General features: G+C 71.2%; 13 protein-coding genes and 1 pseudogene. 3 read left to right on the top strand and 11 right to left on the bottom strand.

The features are described from left to right. Positions 1–120: 120 nt before the first annotated feature. Both ACIQ6Y_RS33805 and ACIQ6Y_RS33800 read right to left on the bottom strand, forming a co-directional pair. Entirely contained in the window at positions 121–228 is a 108-nt protein-coding gene (locus ACIQ6Y_RS33805; protein WP_110635242.1) for a keywimysin-related RiPP, read from the bottom strand. A gap of 586 nt (positions 229–814) precedes the next feature. After that, positions 815–1,240, bottom strand: coding sequence for a DUF6003 family protein (locus tag ACIQ6Y_RS33800; RefSeq protein WP_404044982.1), 426 nt, complete (start codon positions 1,238–1,240; stop codon positions 815–817). Between the two features lie 326 nt (positions 1,241–1,566). On the opposite strand from ACIQ6Y_RS33800, the gene ACIQ6Y_RS33795 reads away from it, so the two are divergent. Next, entirely contained in the window at positions 1,567–3,102 is a 1,536-nt protein-coding gene (locus tag ACIQ6Y_RS33795; RefSeq protein WP_404044981.1) for a CHAD domain-containing protein, read from the top strand. A gap of 75 nt (positions 3,103–3,177) precedes the next feature. On the opposite strand, the gene ACIQ6Y_RS33790 is transcribed toward ACIQ6Y_RS33795, so the two are convergent. From ACIQ6Y_RS33790 to ACIQ6Y_RS33770, 5 genes are all read right to left on the bottom strand, one after another. Next, positions 3,178–4,155 carry a hypothetical protein gene (locus tag ACIQ6Y_RS33790; protein WP_404044978.1) on the bottom strand — a complete coding sequence of 326 codons (978 nt, stop codon included), beginning with the start codon at positions 4,153–4,155 and terminating at the stop codon, positions 3,178–3,180. Positions 4,156–4,172: 17 nt separating this feature from the next. Continuing rightward, the gene (locus ACIQ6Y_RS33785; RefSeq protein WP_404044976.1) at positions 4,173–4,895 is read right to left on the bottom strand and encodes a hypothetical protein; all 723 of its coding nucleotides are present in this window, start codon (positions 4,893–4,895) and stop codon (positions 4,173–4,175) included. 497 nt (positions 4,896–5,392) lie between these two features. Further along, a complete protein-coding gene (locus tag ACIQ6Y_RS33780) occupies positions 5,393–6,622 on the bottom strand; it encodes a phosphatidylserine/phosphatidylglycerophosphate/cardiolipin synthase family protein (RefSeq protein ID WP_404044973.1) in 1,230 nt (409 codons plus the stop codon). A 118-nt stretch (positions 6,623–6,740) separates the two neighbouring features. After that, positions 6,741–7,703, bottom strand: a complete 963-nt coding sequence (locus ACIQ6Y_RS33775) for a YihY/virulence factor BrkB family protein (protein ID WP_404044970.1) — start codon at positions 7,701–7,703, stop codon at positions 6,741–6,743. A 322-nt stretch (positions 7,704–8,025) separates the two neighbouring features. Then, positions 8,026–8,421 carry a hypothetical protein gene (locus tag ACIQ6Y_RS33770; RefSeq protein ID WP_404044968.1) on the bottom strand — a complete coding sequence of 132 codons (396 nt, stop codon included), beginning with the start codon at positions 8,419–8,421 and terminating at the stop codon, positions 8,026–8,028. A 318-nt stretch (positions 8,422–8,739) separates the two neighbouring features. On the opposite strand from ACIQ6Y_RS33770, the gene ACIQ6Y_RS33765 reads away from it, so the two are divergent. After that, the gene (locus ACIQ6Y_RS33765; RefSeq protein ID WP_404044965.1) at positions 8,740–9,192 is read left to right on the top strand and encodes a hypothetical protein; all 453 of its coding nucleotides are present in this window, start codon (positions 8,740–8,742) and stop codon (positions 9,190–9,192) included. On the opposite strand, the gene ACIQ6Y_RS33760 is transcribed toward ACIQ6Y_RS33765, so the two are convergent. The 4 genes from ACIQ6Y_RS33760 to ACIQ6Y_RS33745 all read right to left on the bottom strand — a co-directional run bounded on the left by ACIQ6Y_RS33760 (position 9,161) and on the right by ACIQ6Y_RS33745 (position 11,942). Further along, on the bottom strand, positions 9,161–9,907 hold the full coding sequence (locus tag ACIQ6Y_RS33760) for an NAD-dependent epimerase/dehydratase family protein (protein ID WP_404044962.1): 747 nt from the start codon (positions 9,905–9,907) through the stop codon (positions 9,161–9,163). The genes ACIQ6Y_RS33765 and ACIQ6Y_RS33760 overlap by 32 nt on opposite strands. Beyond that, on the bottom strand, positions 9,904–11,082 hold the full coding sequence (locus ACIQ6Y_RS33755; protein WP_404044960.1) for a macrolide family glycosyltransferase: 1,179 nt from the start codon (positions 11,080–11,082) through the stop codon (positions 9,904–9,906). Before ACIQ6Y_RS33755 ends, ACIQ6Y_RS33760 begins: the two co-directional genes overlap by 4 nt. Further along, on the bottom strand, positions 11,066–11,698 hold the full coding sequence (locus ACIQ6Y_RS33750) for a flavoprotein (RefSeq protein WP_404044958.1): 633 nt from the start codon (positions 11,696–11,698) through the stop codon (positions 11,066–11,068). The genes ACIQ6Y_RS33755 and ACIQ6Y_RS33750 overlap by 17 nt, the downstream gene beginning before the upstream one ends. 103 nt (positions 11,699–11,801) lie before the next feature. Beyond that, on the bottom strand, positions 11,802–11,942 hold the full coding sequence (locus ACIQ6Y_RS33745; RefSeq protein ID WP_015657133.1) for a hypothetical protein: 141 nt from the start codon (positions 11,940–11,942) through the stop codon (positions 11,802–11,804). 306 nt (positions 11,943–12,248) lie between these two features. Between ACIQ6Y_RS33745 and ACIQ6Y_RS33740 the strand changes: the two are divergent. Beyond that, a pseudogene (locus ACIQ6Y_RS33740) lies at positions 12,249–12,904 on the top strand (glycosyltransferase); the annotation flags it as partial.

Genomic DNA, 12,904 nt, shown 5'->3' with positions numbered 1-12,904 from the left:
TCGGCGGTCGGCGGTCTGCGGTCTGCGGCAGGGGCGTGGGCGGCACCGGTGGCGCCGCCCACGCTTGTGACCCGCTCTCCGATCAGCCGTGGAGGGCCGTCGGAGGATGGGCGGAGAAGGTCAGAGCAGGCTGTGGCCGCCCAGCAGGTCGGGGCTGCCCGTCCCGGCCAGGCCCGTGACCTTCTGGAAGTCGCCGACCTTGGTGAGAGTGGGACGCTCGTAAGCCATCGTCATATCCCTTCGTCGAGGAATTCGCTCCAACGGAAGGCGGGTTGCCCCGCCCGTTGCGTGAGCCGGCGCGCCACACCCGATCAGCGGGGCGCCGACGCAGTGCACAAAGCTAGGTGTGCGGTTTCCTCGTTCACAACAGTGGCCGCAGGCCATCCGGGACGCGCCTCGGGACTTCCCTTCCGTCACATTCGCCTCAGAGGTCACGGAGTGCGAGGACCGAGTCATGCCTCTGGCGGAAGGGGGTACCCACGATGCCCTCACCGCGGAGCGGCAGACGTTTTCGGCCGGGCCATTGCGGTTGTGAGGTCCGCACGCTCCACGACGGCCTCGCCCTGAACTCGCATGATGCGGCAGCCGGCATTCCGGTCCCCGACGCCGGTTGGCCGAAGACCGTCTCCTTGGCCGGGAACCGGCCCTTGTCAGTGACCAACCGCTTCCGCATCGGGTCGTGGAGCAGCTGCGCCGCGCCTCCGCCGACCCTTGTCGGCGGGCGCAGGCGCAGCGGCAGGCGTCGGTGCCTGCCTCGACGACCTGGCCGTGCACACCGAGCGGACCGACGGGGCGGGCCGGCGCCGCCGTGTCGTCAGCCGTCCGCCGCTGCGGACACCGTCGCGGGATCGACTCCGGTCAGTTCGACGATGCGGTGCGGTGGCACCCCGGCGGCCAGTGCGCGCGTGATCAGGTCGTCCCGGCCGTTCGCGGTCTCGCGGTAGGCCAGCAGCTCGTCCTCGAGCCGGGCCAGAGACTCGGGTGCCCTCTGATGGCGGACCCGGCTCAGCTCCTCGTCGCTCAGCGGTACGGGAAGCCGCTCCGCTCCCTCCGGGATGGCTGCCGTCTCCTCCGGCGGCAGCAGGCGCAAGTGCGGGGACGTGGGCGCTGCTTCATGCGCGTCCAGCCACGCGCGTACCGCGGGAGTCTCCATGCACGCGAGCTCCCCGACGGCGGTGGGGGGCACGCCGAGCGGCGCGGACGCGTCGTCGAGCAGGAACAGGTAGGCGTCATCGGTCATCATCGGCTCCTTCTCACGACAGGGCTGATGGGCGTCCAGTTACCCCGCCGCGCCCGAAATACCGCCCCGCTCAGCTGCTTGAAGCAGGTGGGCCACGACATCGACGTGGACGCCGCCGAGACCGAAGCCGTCCACCGCGAGATCCTGCCCACGGCGTCCCTGGCCGTCGCCCACTACCCCGACGCGACGCACTCCCTCGTGGACCAGGACCTGGAGCGCTCGCGGTGGCCTCTGACGCTGACCGCCGCCTTCGCGCCGCGCAAGCTGTCCAACCCTCCGTCGTGGCGCCGGTGTTTCGATCGGCGCAGCCGGTCTACCTATAGGTCATGGTCAGGCCGACGCGCGAAACAGAGCGAAAGTACGAGGTTCCTTCCTCCGCCGATCTTTCCTGGCTACCCGGCCTGGACCGGGTGAAGGGCGTCGCGACGGTTGTCGCCTCAGGCACCGCGGAGCTGGACGCGGTGTACTACGACACCGCCGACCTCCGCCTCTTCCGCGCCAAGGCGACACTGCGCCGCAGGACCGGTGGGGCCGATGCCGGCTGGCATCTCAAGCTGCCCATGACGGGCGACAGCCGGGAGGAGATCCAGTCGCCTCTCGCGGCAGACGTCCCGCAACCGCTGCTCGACCTGATCCGGTCACGCACGCGCGGAGCCGAGCTCACGCCCCTGGTGCGGATCCGCACCGACCGAGCGGTGTGGCGCCTCGCGGACGCCGAGGACGCCGTCCTCGCCGAACTCGCCGTCGACGCGGTCCGTGCGGAGTCGCTGCGTACGCATGCTGCCCCTACGGCGTGGCGGGAGATGGAGGTGGAGCTGGCCGGGAACGAGACCGACCCGGCGCTCCTGGACGCCGTGGAGGCCGGGCTGCGCGAGCAGGGCATCGCTCGGGCGCAGTCACCGTCGAAGCTCGCCCGGGCCCTGGAGGAGACCGGGGCAGCCTCGGCCGACGACAGGGACAGGTCCGGGGGCCCCGGAGGATCGGCCGGTGAGCAGGTCCTGGCGTACGTACGGGAACAGCTCGAAGCTCTCACCGCGTACGACCCGGCCGTACGCCTCGACCGGCCCGACGCGGTCCACAAGATGCGCGTCGCGTGCCGTCGCCTGCGGAGCTGTCTGCGTTCGTACCGCACCGTGCTGAACCGTGACGTCACGGACCCGGTCCGCGACGAACTGAAGTGGCTGGCCGGTGAGCTGGGCGCCGAGCGTGACCAGGAAGTGCTGAGGGAGCGCCTGACCCACGGCGTCGGGTCCCTGCCCCGGGAACTGGTCCTCGGCCCGGTGACCGCCCGGCTGCAGGTGTGGGGCGTCGGTCACGGTGACGAGGCCCACCGGCGCACGCTCGACGCCCTCGGATCGCCCCGCTACCTGACCCTGTTGGACACCCTCGCCGGGTTCGTGGAGAAGCCACCGCTGCGGGCAAAGGCGGGCGAGGACGCGGACAAGGTCATGGCGAAGGCTGTGCTCAAGGAGTTCCACCGGCTGGCCGGGCGCATGGACACCGCACTGAGCCTGCCGCCGGGCGACGAACGTGACGCGGCCCTGCACAACGCCCGCAAGGCGGCGAAAAGGGTGCGCTACGCGGCGGAGGCGGCCCGTGGAGCGCTCGGCAAACCGGCCAAGCGCCTGGGGCGGTCCGTCAAGGCCGTCCAGAGCGTCCTCGGCGACCACCACGACAGCGTGGTGGCCCGCGCCACCCTCAGGGAACTCGCCGTGGCCGCCGCGACAGCGGGCGAGAGCGCCTTCACCTGGGGCCTGCTGTACGGCAGGGAGGAGCCCGTCGCGGCCGCCCGGGAACGTCAGGTGCACACGGCGTGGGAGAGCGCCTCGAAGCCGGCGCTGCGCAAACGGCTCAGCAAGTGAGGGGCGAGGGGACGTCGTCGCCTGCGGCTTTTGACCCGCCTGTCCGGCCCGGGGCCGGGCACGACGGAACGTGCTCTAGTCGCACGGGGCCGAGCGGTCCCGTTGTACTTTCAGTTCGCCCTCCGTGCTGGAGTCCGGGGGCAGCACTGGGGCGGAGATCCCTAAGGGGTCGCCCTTGCCGGAGTCGAGCAGCGGGCGCTGGTCGTCGTACCCCCTGGCGGCCATGAGGTAATCGGCCCAGCGCTGTGGGACGAACAGCGCGATGACGCGGCCCTTGAGGTACTGGTCCGGGTTGCCGAGCCGGATGACCTTCGACCACCGCGTTCGCCGGTCCGCGGTCAGGGCGCCGAGTTCGGCAGGGCCCATGAGTTGGTAGCGCGCGTCGCCGGTGTAGCGCACGGCGAACCACAGGCGGGTGCCCTGAGGGATGAGCGCCGTCCCGGTGAGTCGCGCGCAGTGCGGCACCTCGACATAGGCGTCGCCTCGCGGGGCAGGGTCGGTGAAGGACACGGCGGCGGCACGGGTGGAGTTCTCGTCGGCAGTCCGGCCGGTCGTGCCGTCGGGAGAGGAACCTCCACCGGCCGAGGTGCCCGATGCGCCCGGCGCGCCCGCTGTGCCTCCGCCCGCGCCGGTGGCACCCCGACCACCGGTCGGCCGGGGGGAGTCCGGGCCGGTGGCCGGCCCGCCCGTACCCGACGGCCCGGGCTGCGCGCTCGTACGGACCGGGAGCAGGGAGGAAGTGGCTCGGGCCGGCCGGCCCGTCGGAGTGAGCCTCGCCGGATCAGGGACGGTGTCCGCCGTGCGCTGGTCGGGACGAGGAGTCGCGTACGTGTCATCGTCGGCGTCGCCGAGGAACGGCAGGCTCGCTGCCAGCGCCCCCGTCACCAGCAGCGCGGACGCGAACACGGCGAGCCTGCGTCGCCCGCGTCGTCCGCGATGTGCAGTCGTCGGCCCGTCGCCTCCGGAGGTGACGGGCGCCGCGAGCACGACCAGGTGTACGTCGCTCTCCTGCTCCTGCGGAGCACTGCCTCGGTTCGGGGTCGGGACGGCCATCGTCTCTCCTGTGGCGTTCAGCAGTTCGGCGGAGCTTCCGCACGCCGGACGGTGACGGTGTCGCTGTGTCCGGTGTCGGAACCCGGGGGCAGCGCGGGGTTGAACAGGCCGACGGACGATCCCGTACCGTCCTTGTTCTGCAGCAGTTGGCGGCTGTTGCTGTCGGTGATACCCCTGAGGTAGTCCGCGACGTCGGCGGGTACGGCTACGGCGACGACCTCGAAGCTCTGGCCGGCCTCGCCGGGTCCGCCCAGTTGAGCGGTGGCCGTCCACCGGCCGGTCGCCGGGGAGACGGATGCCTCGGTGTACAGCGCGTAGCGAGGGTCCGCCTTCGTGTGGCCCGCCAGCCACAGCGTGAAACCGTCGGCAAGACGGGCCGTGCCGCGGAACTCCTGGCACTGTTCGACGTCGACCTGTTCGCCGTCGTGAGTGGTGGGCTGCTGGATCGTGACCGCGGAGGCGCGGGACGCGGCGACGGCGGCCGGGGGAGTGGTGCCGGGAGCGGACGTGGAGGGTTCGGTCGGCGACGACGTCGTGGGGCTCGGTGCGGCGGAGTCGCCGAACCAGTCCACCGGGCTCTTGCCGAGGAGAAGGGCGACGGCCGTCAGCACCGCCGCGGCACCACCGAGTCCGCCGATCAAGGCGAACGAGCGGACGGACCTGTGGAGATCGACGCCCGTCGTACCGCCGTCCGGTGCGGCTTCGCCCGACGGCGTGCCACCGTCACCGGCGCTCGGCACGGTGGACGTCCCTGGACCACCTAAGGCGGTGCCGCTGCCCGGCACGCTCGGCGTATCAGACGTCCCCGGTGCGCTGGATGCGCTGGATGCGTCCGGAGCGCCCGAGACATCCGGGACGTCCGTACGGCTCCGAATGCCCCGCGCGTGCGCTGCGTCGGCCGGATCCGACGCCGGGTCGGACGGTCTGCCGGGCAGTGTTGCCATCGCGTTCGCCCCCCGCCCGGGCTCATGCAGCCCGGATGTGATGTCACCTCGGACAGAACCTCTGTGACGGACCTGGATAATGCTCCGGCGCCGCCGTGGCCAAACTCCGTCGGCCGACGGCGCGATGCGCCAACCCGTCACTGGCGGCCCCGCACTGCGTCGAGCAGCGGCGACGCGGCACCGGCGAGAAATCGCCCTCCTGCGGGCTGAGTCCGGATACGTCGAAACGCGCGCGGTTCCCGCTTCGCCGGCCGTAGAACGCCGTGCTCACGCGGCGGGTGCCGCACGCCGGCTCAGAGGAAACGCCGGACCGGCAGGACCGAGGCCTCTTTCACGCGTTGCAGCAGGGCGCGGCGTCTCCACCGTGTGAGGTCGATGTCCACGCTGCGCCTCAGGTCGGCCTCGTAGTCGCGGTCGAGGACAGCGGTGAAGTCCTCGTCGAGGACGGCCAGCATGACCTCCTCGTCATGGTCCATGGACCGGCGGTTGAAGTTGGTGGACCCGATGAGCGAGGCGACCGAGTCCACAGTGATGATCTTGGCGTGCATCATCGTCGGAAGGTACTGATGGATGCGTACGCCGGCGTCCAGCAGCCGCGCGTAGTGGTGCTGCCCGGCGAGCTGACAGGCGCGTTGGTCGGTGTGGGGGCCGGGCAGCAGGATCTCGACCCGCACACCACGGCGTGCGGTCGCGCACAGCAGGTCGATGAAGTAGGTGTCGGGGGCGAAATACGCGGTGGCCAGTCGGAAGCGCTCCTCGGCGGAGGTGAGCATGACCCGGATGAGGGTCTGCATGTCCTGCCAGCCGATGCTGGCGGAGCCGCGCACGACCTGAACGACCGACGAGCCGGCCTGGGGGTGCTCGGTGAAGCGGTCGCGGTCGTCGAAGAGTTCGTTGTGGCATTCGGCCCAGTTCTGCGCGAAGGCCGCCGCGATGCCGTCCACCGCAGGGCCGCGTACCTGGACGTGGGTGTCGCGCCACTCGTCGGGCGTACGGGCGTCACCGCACCACTCCTGCGCGATGCCGACGCCGCCGGTGAAGGCGGTGTGCTCGTCCACGACGAGGGCCTTGCGGTGGCAGCGGTGGTTCTGTTTGAACGGCGACAGCCACGCCGGTTTGCGGAACCACGCCACCTGCACACCCGCGGTGCTCATGAGGTCGAGAAGGCCCCGTTCGATCTCCTTGGCCCCGAATCCGTCCAGCAGCAGCCGCACTCGCACCCCCGCGCGGGCGCGCTCGGCGAGCGCGCCCGCGAAGTCATGGGCGATCTTCCCCCGCCAGTACACGAAGGTCATCATGTCGACGGTGTGCCGGGCCGACCGGATCGCGCCGAGCATCGCGGGGAAGATCTCGTCGCCGTTGCGCAGGGGCACCAGCGCGTTGCCTTCGGTCGCGGCGACGCCGATCAGCCGCTCCAGGCGGCGGCGCAGGCGCTGTTTGCGCTCCGCCGTGCCGGTCGAGGTGCTGTCGTCGAGCGGTGCGGGTATGCCGTCGAGGATCACGCCGGATCTCCTCCTGGACATCGAGGGCAGGGAAACGGGCTGCCCGACAGGCCCGCACAACCTGTTGCCCCACCCGCGCCGCCTCACTCCCGCGGGCCGTCCCGAGCCGGGGACACCCCACGGCCGGCGGGCCCTGCTGTCAGGGCCCGGCCCCCGGGTCCGGACGTACCGCATCGGTCAACCCCGCCCGCGCGGCCTCCAGTTGTGCGGCGAACGCGATGCCAAGGAAGAGCGCCACGCCGCTGAGGTTGGCCCACAGCAGCAGCGCCACGAACGCCGTGAGGGGGCCGTACACCGCACCGAAGGACCCGCTCTCGGCGACGTAGAGCGTCAGCAGCCAGGTGGCGCCGACCCAGAGCACGAGATGTACGGCCGAGCCGAACGCCAGCCAGGTGTAGCCGGGCTGGACCCGGCGGGGTGACCAGCGCAGGACCACGGCCGAGGCGACCCAGGCGAGACTCGCACCGACCGGTGTCCGCAGGGCTCCCCACCAGCCGGGCGCCCCGGACCAGCCGAGTGCCTCGGCCGCCGACCGGCCCACGGCCTCACCCGCCACCAGGACGAGGAACCCCAGGACCATCGGGACGCCCGCGGCGAAGGCCAGCAGCAGGGCCCGGCCGTACTTGCGGGGGAAGGGCCGGTCGCGTTCGATGCCGTAGATGCGGTTGGCGCCCCGTTCCACCTGCCCCATCGCCGAGGCCAGGTTGAGGACCGAGAAGGCGAGACCGAGCCAGAGGGCCATGGTGCTCCAGACGTCGGAGTGGGCGCTGCGCCGGGTGCCGGCGAGTGCCTCCTCGACCACCTCGGTGCTGGCGCCCGGCACGATCCGGCCCAACGTCAGTTCGACGACCCGTCCGACGCTCTCGGTGTGCGCGGCCGTGGCGACGCCGACGAGGGCGATCGTGAAGGGCACCATCCCCAGCACGATCTGGAAACCGAGGGCGCGCGCGTTGGTGAAGCCGTCGGCGTAGCGGAACCGCGAGAACGCGTCGGCCAGCAACCGCACACCGCCGTAGCGGCGCAGCGCCGTGAACGCCTCGTCGCCGGACAGCTCCTCCCCGATCATGTCCCGCGTCTGCGGAACGTGCACGACCGTCCCCATCGTCCGCGTCTCTCCTTGCGTGTCGGGCCGGCCGCGAGCGTCCCCGCCCGGGCGGCTGCCGGTCCGGCTTCCGGCCTACCATCTGCCCGGCCGCACGCGATACAGGCCTCGGAGCGACATGGGCGTCGGAGATACACAGGAGTCGGAGCGATTCACGCCCAGAGCGTCACAGGCCTCAGAGCGTCCCGGTCAGGGCGAAGGCCCGACGGGTGCCGTGCGTGTCGTGTGTGGCTGCCCCGGGAACCGCCTCGCGGAGCCCGGCGCCACTGGCGTGGAGATGGCCGCGCCGCATCTCAAGCGGGGGAGCGCCCCCGACGCCTGGTCAGGCGGAGGTGAAAGCCTCCTCGGGGGCGGCGTCGAGGACGAATCCGTTGTCGAGCCGGACGCGGACCGTGACACGGAGCATCCGTTGTTGGTAGGCGACCCAGTGCGCTTCCAGGGCCTCCACCTGCTCTTCCAGCTGTCTTCTGCTCGCGGGCGGCATCTGGTGGCCGAAGTCGTCGAGGAGTGATCTGAGGCGCAGGTACTCGCGGACCTCGTGGCTCTGCTGACGGTGATGCTCGTCCACACGCTCGACGGTGCCCTCGATGCCTGCTGCCAGGGCCAGAGAGGCGGCGAAGGCACCCGTCTCCTCCGAGGGTTCCCCGGCCGGGGTCACCGATCCGGTCAACTGCAGCTCTGCCGCCAGTCGCACCCGTTGGCCCACGTTCAACGTCATCGATCCATCGTCTTCCTCGTCGGACACCGGCAATCCGGTACACGCGGCGTCGCCTGGCCTACCGAACAGGGAAGGATCATCCCACCCTCACCTGCGGTCCCGACACGTTCAACTGCTGCAGACGCCGAAGCTGGCGTACCCGTACCCGACCTGGTGGTGGTCACCGGCCGCGTACATGCCCCAGATCCCCTCGGACGAGCGGTTGAAGGTCACGTAGCGGCCGTTCGTACCGTGGTGGAGGTACTTGCCGTCGACGCCGACCTCGTCCGTGAAACATTGTCTAGACCTCTGTGGGGTTCGTCGGGCATGATCGGTGGCATGGAGAGAGCGCATCTGCCGACCACTGAGTCCGCTGTCGTGGCGATTCGTGACCTAGCGGCGGAGTTCGAGGTGAGCATGACCGTCACCGACGACATCGGTGCCGACCAGACCTCTCGTCGCACCTCGGCCGAGCTGTTCACCGTGTTCGACCCGGACGGCTCGCTGCCGCACGAGGCGTTCGTGGAGCTGGCCGGGTCGCCCTCCGTCAGCGTCCGGCTCTTCCCCGAGGACGACGCGCGGATCACCGTCGACGGGGTGGAGTTCAACGATGTGCCGCGGGACTCCGTGCCCGGGTTCCTGCGATCCGTCTACGGCGGGCTCGCCCGAACCAAGGGCCGGCTGTTCCCGCCCGGCCAGTGGCTCATCGTGCCGCTCCCGGGGGACGAGACCTACAAGGAACTGATCGTGGACCCCAACCTCACACCGTGGCTGGCGCGTAGCGCGCGATGAGGCCGTCCAGGTAGGACGGGCCGAAGCCGAAGTGCGCGGCCTCGGGGACGTAGGCCCGCATCCGGTCGGTGGAGATCCGCAGGGACTCGGGCGGCACCAGGTGCGGGACCCGGTGCGCCCGACTGCCCAGGGCCGCCTCGACCGCGGTGACGATCTCCTCGGCCGGGTAGGAGACCCCTGAGGCCACATTGACGGTACGGCCGTGCACCCCGAGGTCCAGCAGCCGGTTCAGCACCGTGCCGAAGTGCTGTACGTCCAGCAGGTCCCGGCGCGCCCCGTGGTGGACGGTGACCGTGCCCGAACGGACCTGACGGACCAGCGACGGGATGAGCTGGGCCGGGTTCTGGTCCGGGCCGACCAGATGACTCAGGCGCAGGATCAGCGCGGCGGCGCCCGAGGCGGTGACCAGCCGTTCCATCGCCAGCTTGTGATGGCCGTAAGGCGTCAGCGGGGTGATCCGCGCGCTCTCGTGACCCTCGCCCTGCCGGCCGTACAGGCCGGTGGCCGCTGTGGACAGCAGGACCAGCAGCCGGCGCTGCTCCCGGCAGCGGCGGACGGTGGCGGTCACCAGCCGTGCCTCGCGGGCGAACTGCTCCGGCGCGGACTCCGAGGGGCTGGAGACTCCCGCGGCCAGCACGGTCACCCAGTGGTGCGGAAGCGGGTGGCGGCGGAGGTAGCGGGCGATGAATCCGTCACCGATCACTTCGGCGCTCATACGGGAGCGAGGCGGCGCAGGACGGCGTCGGCCGCCGCGCGGGCGCCGCCCGCACGGCGGATCTCCTCGCGCATCGCGGCCACCCGGCGGCGGACGCCGTCGTGCGTGTGCAGGCGCAGTGCCGCGGTGCGCAGCGCCTCCGGGGCGACCGAGCGGAACGGGATCGCCATGCCCAGGCCCAGCTCGCGCACGCGCCGTGCGGTGCCGGCCTGTTCGGGCAGCCGGGGCACCACCACAGACGGCACGCCGTGCTGGAGGGCCTCCATCGTGGTGGCCATCCCGCCGTGGTGGATGGCCAGGGCGGCATGGCGCAGTACGGCCCTGTTGGGCACCCAGGAACGCGCCTCGACGTTCGCCGGAAGCGGGGGCAGGCCGCGGCAGTCGCCGGTCGCCATCACGACATGCCAGGGGAGATCGGTGAACGCTTCGGCGACCGTCGCGAAGAACTCCGGGTGGGTGTGGTCGATCGAACCCAGGGAGACCAGGGCGACAGGGGTGTCCGTGTCGGGCGGTGTCCAGTCCGCCGGTTCGGGGGCCGGGGTCGGGCCCACGAAGGCGTACTCCTCGCCGAAGGAGTCACCGTCCGGCTGGAAGGAGCGGGGGATCAGGACCAGTCCGCCCGACAGCGCCGTGGTCAGGTGCTCCCGTGCTGTGGCCCGTATGCCCTCGGCTACGAGGAACTCCCCCAGCCGGGACAGGAATTCGGGTGCCGCCGGGTTCGCCTCGGGTGTCCCGGACGGGGCCAGGGACCAATGGCGGGGTGCCGCCAGGTACGTCCAGACCTGCATCGACGGGATGCCCCACCGGGCGGCGAGGACGCTGCCCGCGCCCGCAGGGTCCTCGGTGAGGACGAGGTCGGGGCGGTTGCCCGCGAAGGCCGCCGTCAGCTGGGGCAGTGCGGTGCGGGCGTCGTCGAGGTAGAGGAGCGGCAGCCGGCGGACGTCCGTGGGCCAGTCGGCCGGGTCCGCGGGGAGCGAGGAGCGCACCGGTACGGGCGTGGCACCGACGGACTCCACCAGCGGCGCGAACTGCTCGGTCGTGGCGTAACTGACGTGGACGCCGCGCCGTACCAGCTCGGCCACCGTGCCCAGCAGCGGGCCGATGTGGCTGTACGCGGCGGCCGTGCAGACCGCCACGTGCCGGGCCGCCGCTCCCGGCTCAGCGGGAGCCCGCACCGTTCACCGCCTCGTGCCGGGTGCGGAGGTCCTCCAGACTCCTGAGGAGGTTCGGGAGGGTGTCCGGCTGGTTGCCGTCATGGCGTCCGGTCGTCATGCTCAGCCCCGTCACCGGCGGACACAGCACGACATTGGCGCGCTGCTCCAGCCGCGCCCGGTGGTCCGCCATCGCCGCGCTCTCCCAGCCGCCCGGAGGCAGCGCGGCGGCCAGCGCGATCGGCGCCTCGGTGCATTGCAGCGCCATCGTCACCGGAGTGTCGGCGAGGCCCTGGGCGAGGCGGGCGATGAAGTGCAGGCCCGCCGGATATACGGCAATGGCGTCCGGCCAGTTTGCCAGCTCCACATGGAGTTTCCGGGTCTGCGGCTCCTCGGACCAGGAATCCTCGAAAACCAGCCGGTTGGTGAGAACCGAAAGACCCTCCCGGGTCACGAAACGCTGCGCGGAGCGCGTGAGGACGATACGCAATTCCACCTGCGGGTAACTGACCTGGAACCAGTTGACCCACAGCGGAAGGAAAGCGGCATTCGAAGAGCCGGTACCGACCAGGAGAAGGCGTTTCACCCCGAGGGGCGGAATCGGGATGGGCGGCATGCCCCAGTTCTCTTCACTCGTCATCGCGCACATCACCTGTCATCGCACACTCCGGTCTCCTGGGCGACAGCGTCCAGCCGTCCCCCGGGAGGCAGGGCCTCCCGGGGGACGTGTATCAGGCCGATGCTCAGCAACCGCACCAGGAGCAGCAGCAGGCGCACAGGATGGCCTGTGCCTCGTTCTCGTCCGCCTCGACGGTGAGGAGCTCGTCCTCGGTCAGGGCGTCCAGCTCCAGCAGGTCATCGGCCAGCAGGTCGGCGACGGGCATGGTGCCTCCTTCGACAAGGGATATTCCGACGGATGGGGAATGCATCCGTCGGGCCGCCCGAAGTCCGGGCGGCGATCGCCATGCTGTCCGGGGGAGCATCCCGAATTCTTCCGTCGGCCCGCTGGTTTCTCGCTCCCCGCACGAGTGGGAAGCCGACCCCGCGTCTCCCACCCGGGTGTGAGAGGCGGGCTCACCATCCCGCTATTACGGCATCGGACGGAGCCCGCGCATACCGAACGGGCAGAATCCTTTGCTACGTTGCCGGTCCGATGACAGTTCTGCCCGCCCGGAAACACAGGTGGTTCGATGTCCCATATCGCCTTCTTCAACATTCCTGGAACCGGCCACGTCAATCCGACGGCGGGGATCGTCGCGGAACTCGTGGCGCGCGGCCATCGCGTCAGCTACGCGGTCACCGCACGCCAGGGCGCGGAGGTCGAGGAGGCCGGCGCCACGCTGGTGCCGTACGAGTCGACCATGCGGCAGACCCGGAACGCGATGAACGACCTGGAGAGCGTCGACCGGTTCACCACCGGCGACTTCGTACAGGTGCTGCGGGGCCTGGTGCGCGAGACCGAGGCGGTGTACCCGAGGCTCGCCGAGGCGTTCGCCGGTGACCGTCCGGACGTGCTGGTCCACGACGGACTGTCCGGGTGGACGGGCCGCCTCCTCGCGCACAGCTGGGGGATACCGGCCGTGCGGAGCATTCCCACGCTGGCCGCGAACGAGCACTGGTCGCTCGGTACGGACGGGGAGTACGCGACCTTCGAGCCGGAGCACGCCGGACTGAACGCCGTCTACGGGGAGATCGCCACCATGCTGGCGGACCTCGGAGTGGGCCTGAGCGCCCAGGAGTTCTTCGCGAGCAGCGAGTCGGGTCCGGCGCTGGTGTTCATCCCGCGTGAGTTCCAGTTCCGGGGCGAGACGTTCGGGGAGGACTTCCACTTCGTGGGGCCTTGCTG

Source organism: Streptomyces sp. NPDC096205, assembly GCF_044763135.1.
In the GTDB taxonomy this organism is placed as follows: domain Bacteria; phylum Actinomycetota; class Actinomycetes; order Streptomycetales; family Streptomycetaceae; genus Streptomyces.
This window is presented reverse-complemented; position numbering and strand designations above follow the sequence as displayed.

Bases quoted from the DNA above. Each gene is read 5' to 3' on its own strand.
- ACIQ6Y_RS33805 (WP_110635242.1), bottom strand. From the start codon at position 228: ATGGCTTACGAGCGTCCCACTCTCACCAAGGTCGGCGACTTCCAGAAG.
- ACIQ6Y_RS33800 (WP_404044982.1), bottom strand. From the start codon at position 1,240: ATGACCGATGACGCCTACCTGTTCCTGCTCGACGACGCGTCCGCGCCG.
- ACIQ6Y_RS33795 (WP_404044981.1), top strand. From the start codon at position 1,567: ATGGTCAGGCCGACGCGCGAAACAGAGCGAAAGTACGAGGTTCCTTCC.
- ACIQ6Y_RS33790 (WP_404044978.1), bottom strand. From the start codon at position 4,155: ATGGCCGTCCCGACCCCGAACCGAGGCAGTGCTCCGCAGGAGCAGGAG.
- ACIQ6Y_RS33780 (WP_404044973.1), bottom strand. From the start codon at position 6,622: ATGTCCAGGAGGAGATCCGGCGTGATCCTCGACGGCATACCCGCACCG.
- ACIQ6Y_RS33775 (WP_404044970.1), bottom strand. From the start codon at position 7,703: ATGGGGACGGTCGTGCACGTTCCGCAGACGCGGGACATGATCGGGGAG.
- ACIQ6Y_RS33770 (WP_404044968.1), bottom strand. From the start codon at position 8,421: ATGACGTTGAACGTGGGCCAACGGGTGCGACTGGCGGCAGAGCTGCAG.
- ACIQ6Y_RS33765 (WP_404044965.1), top strand. From the start codon at position 8,740: ATGGAGAGAGCGCATCTGCCGACCACTGAGTCCGCTGTCGTGGCGATT.
- ACIQ6Y_RS33760 (WP_404044962.1), bottom strand. From the start codon at position 9,907: ATGAGCGCCGAAGTGATCGGTGACGGATTCATCGCCCGCTACCTCCGC.
- ACIQ6Y_RS33750 (WP_404044958.1), bottom strand. From the start codon at position 11,698: ATGACGAGTGAAGAGAACTGGGGCATGCCGCCCATCCCGATTCCGCCC.
- ACIQ6Y_RS33745 (WP_015657133.1), bottom strand. From the start codon at position 11,942: ATGCCCGTCGCCGACCTGCTGGCCGATGACCTGCTGGAGCTGGACGCC.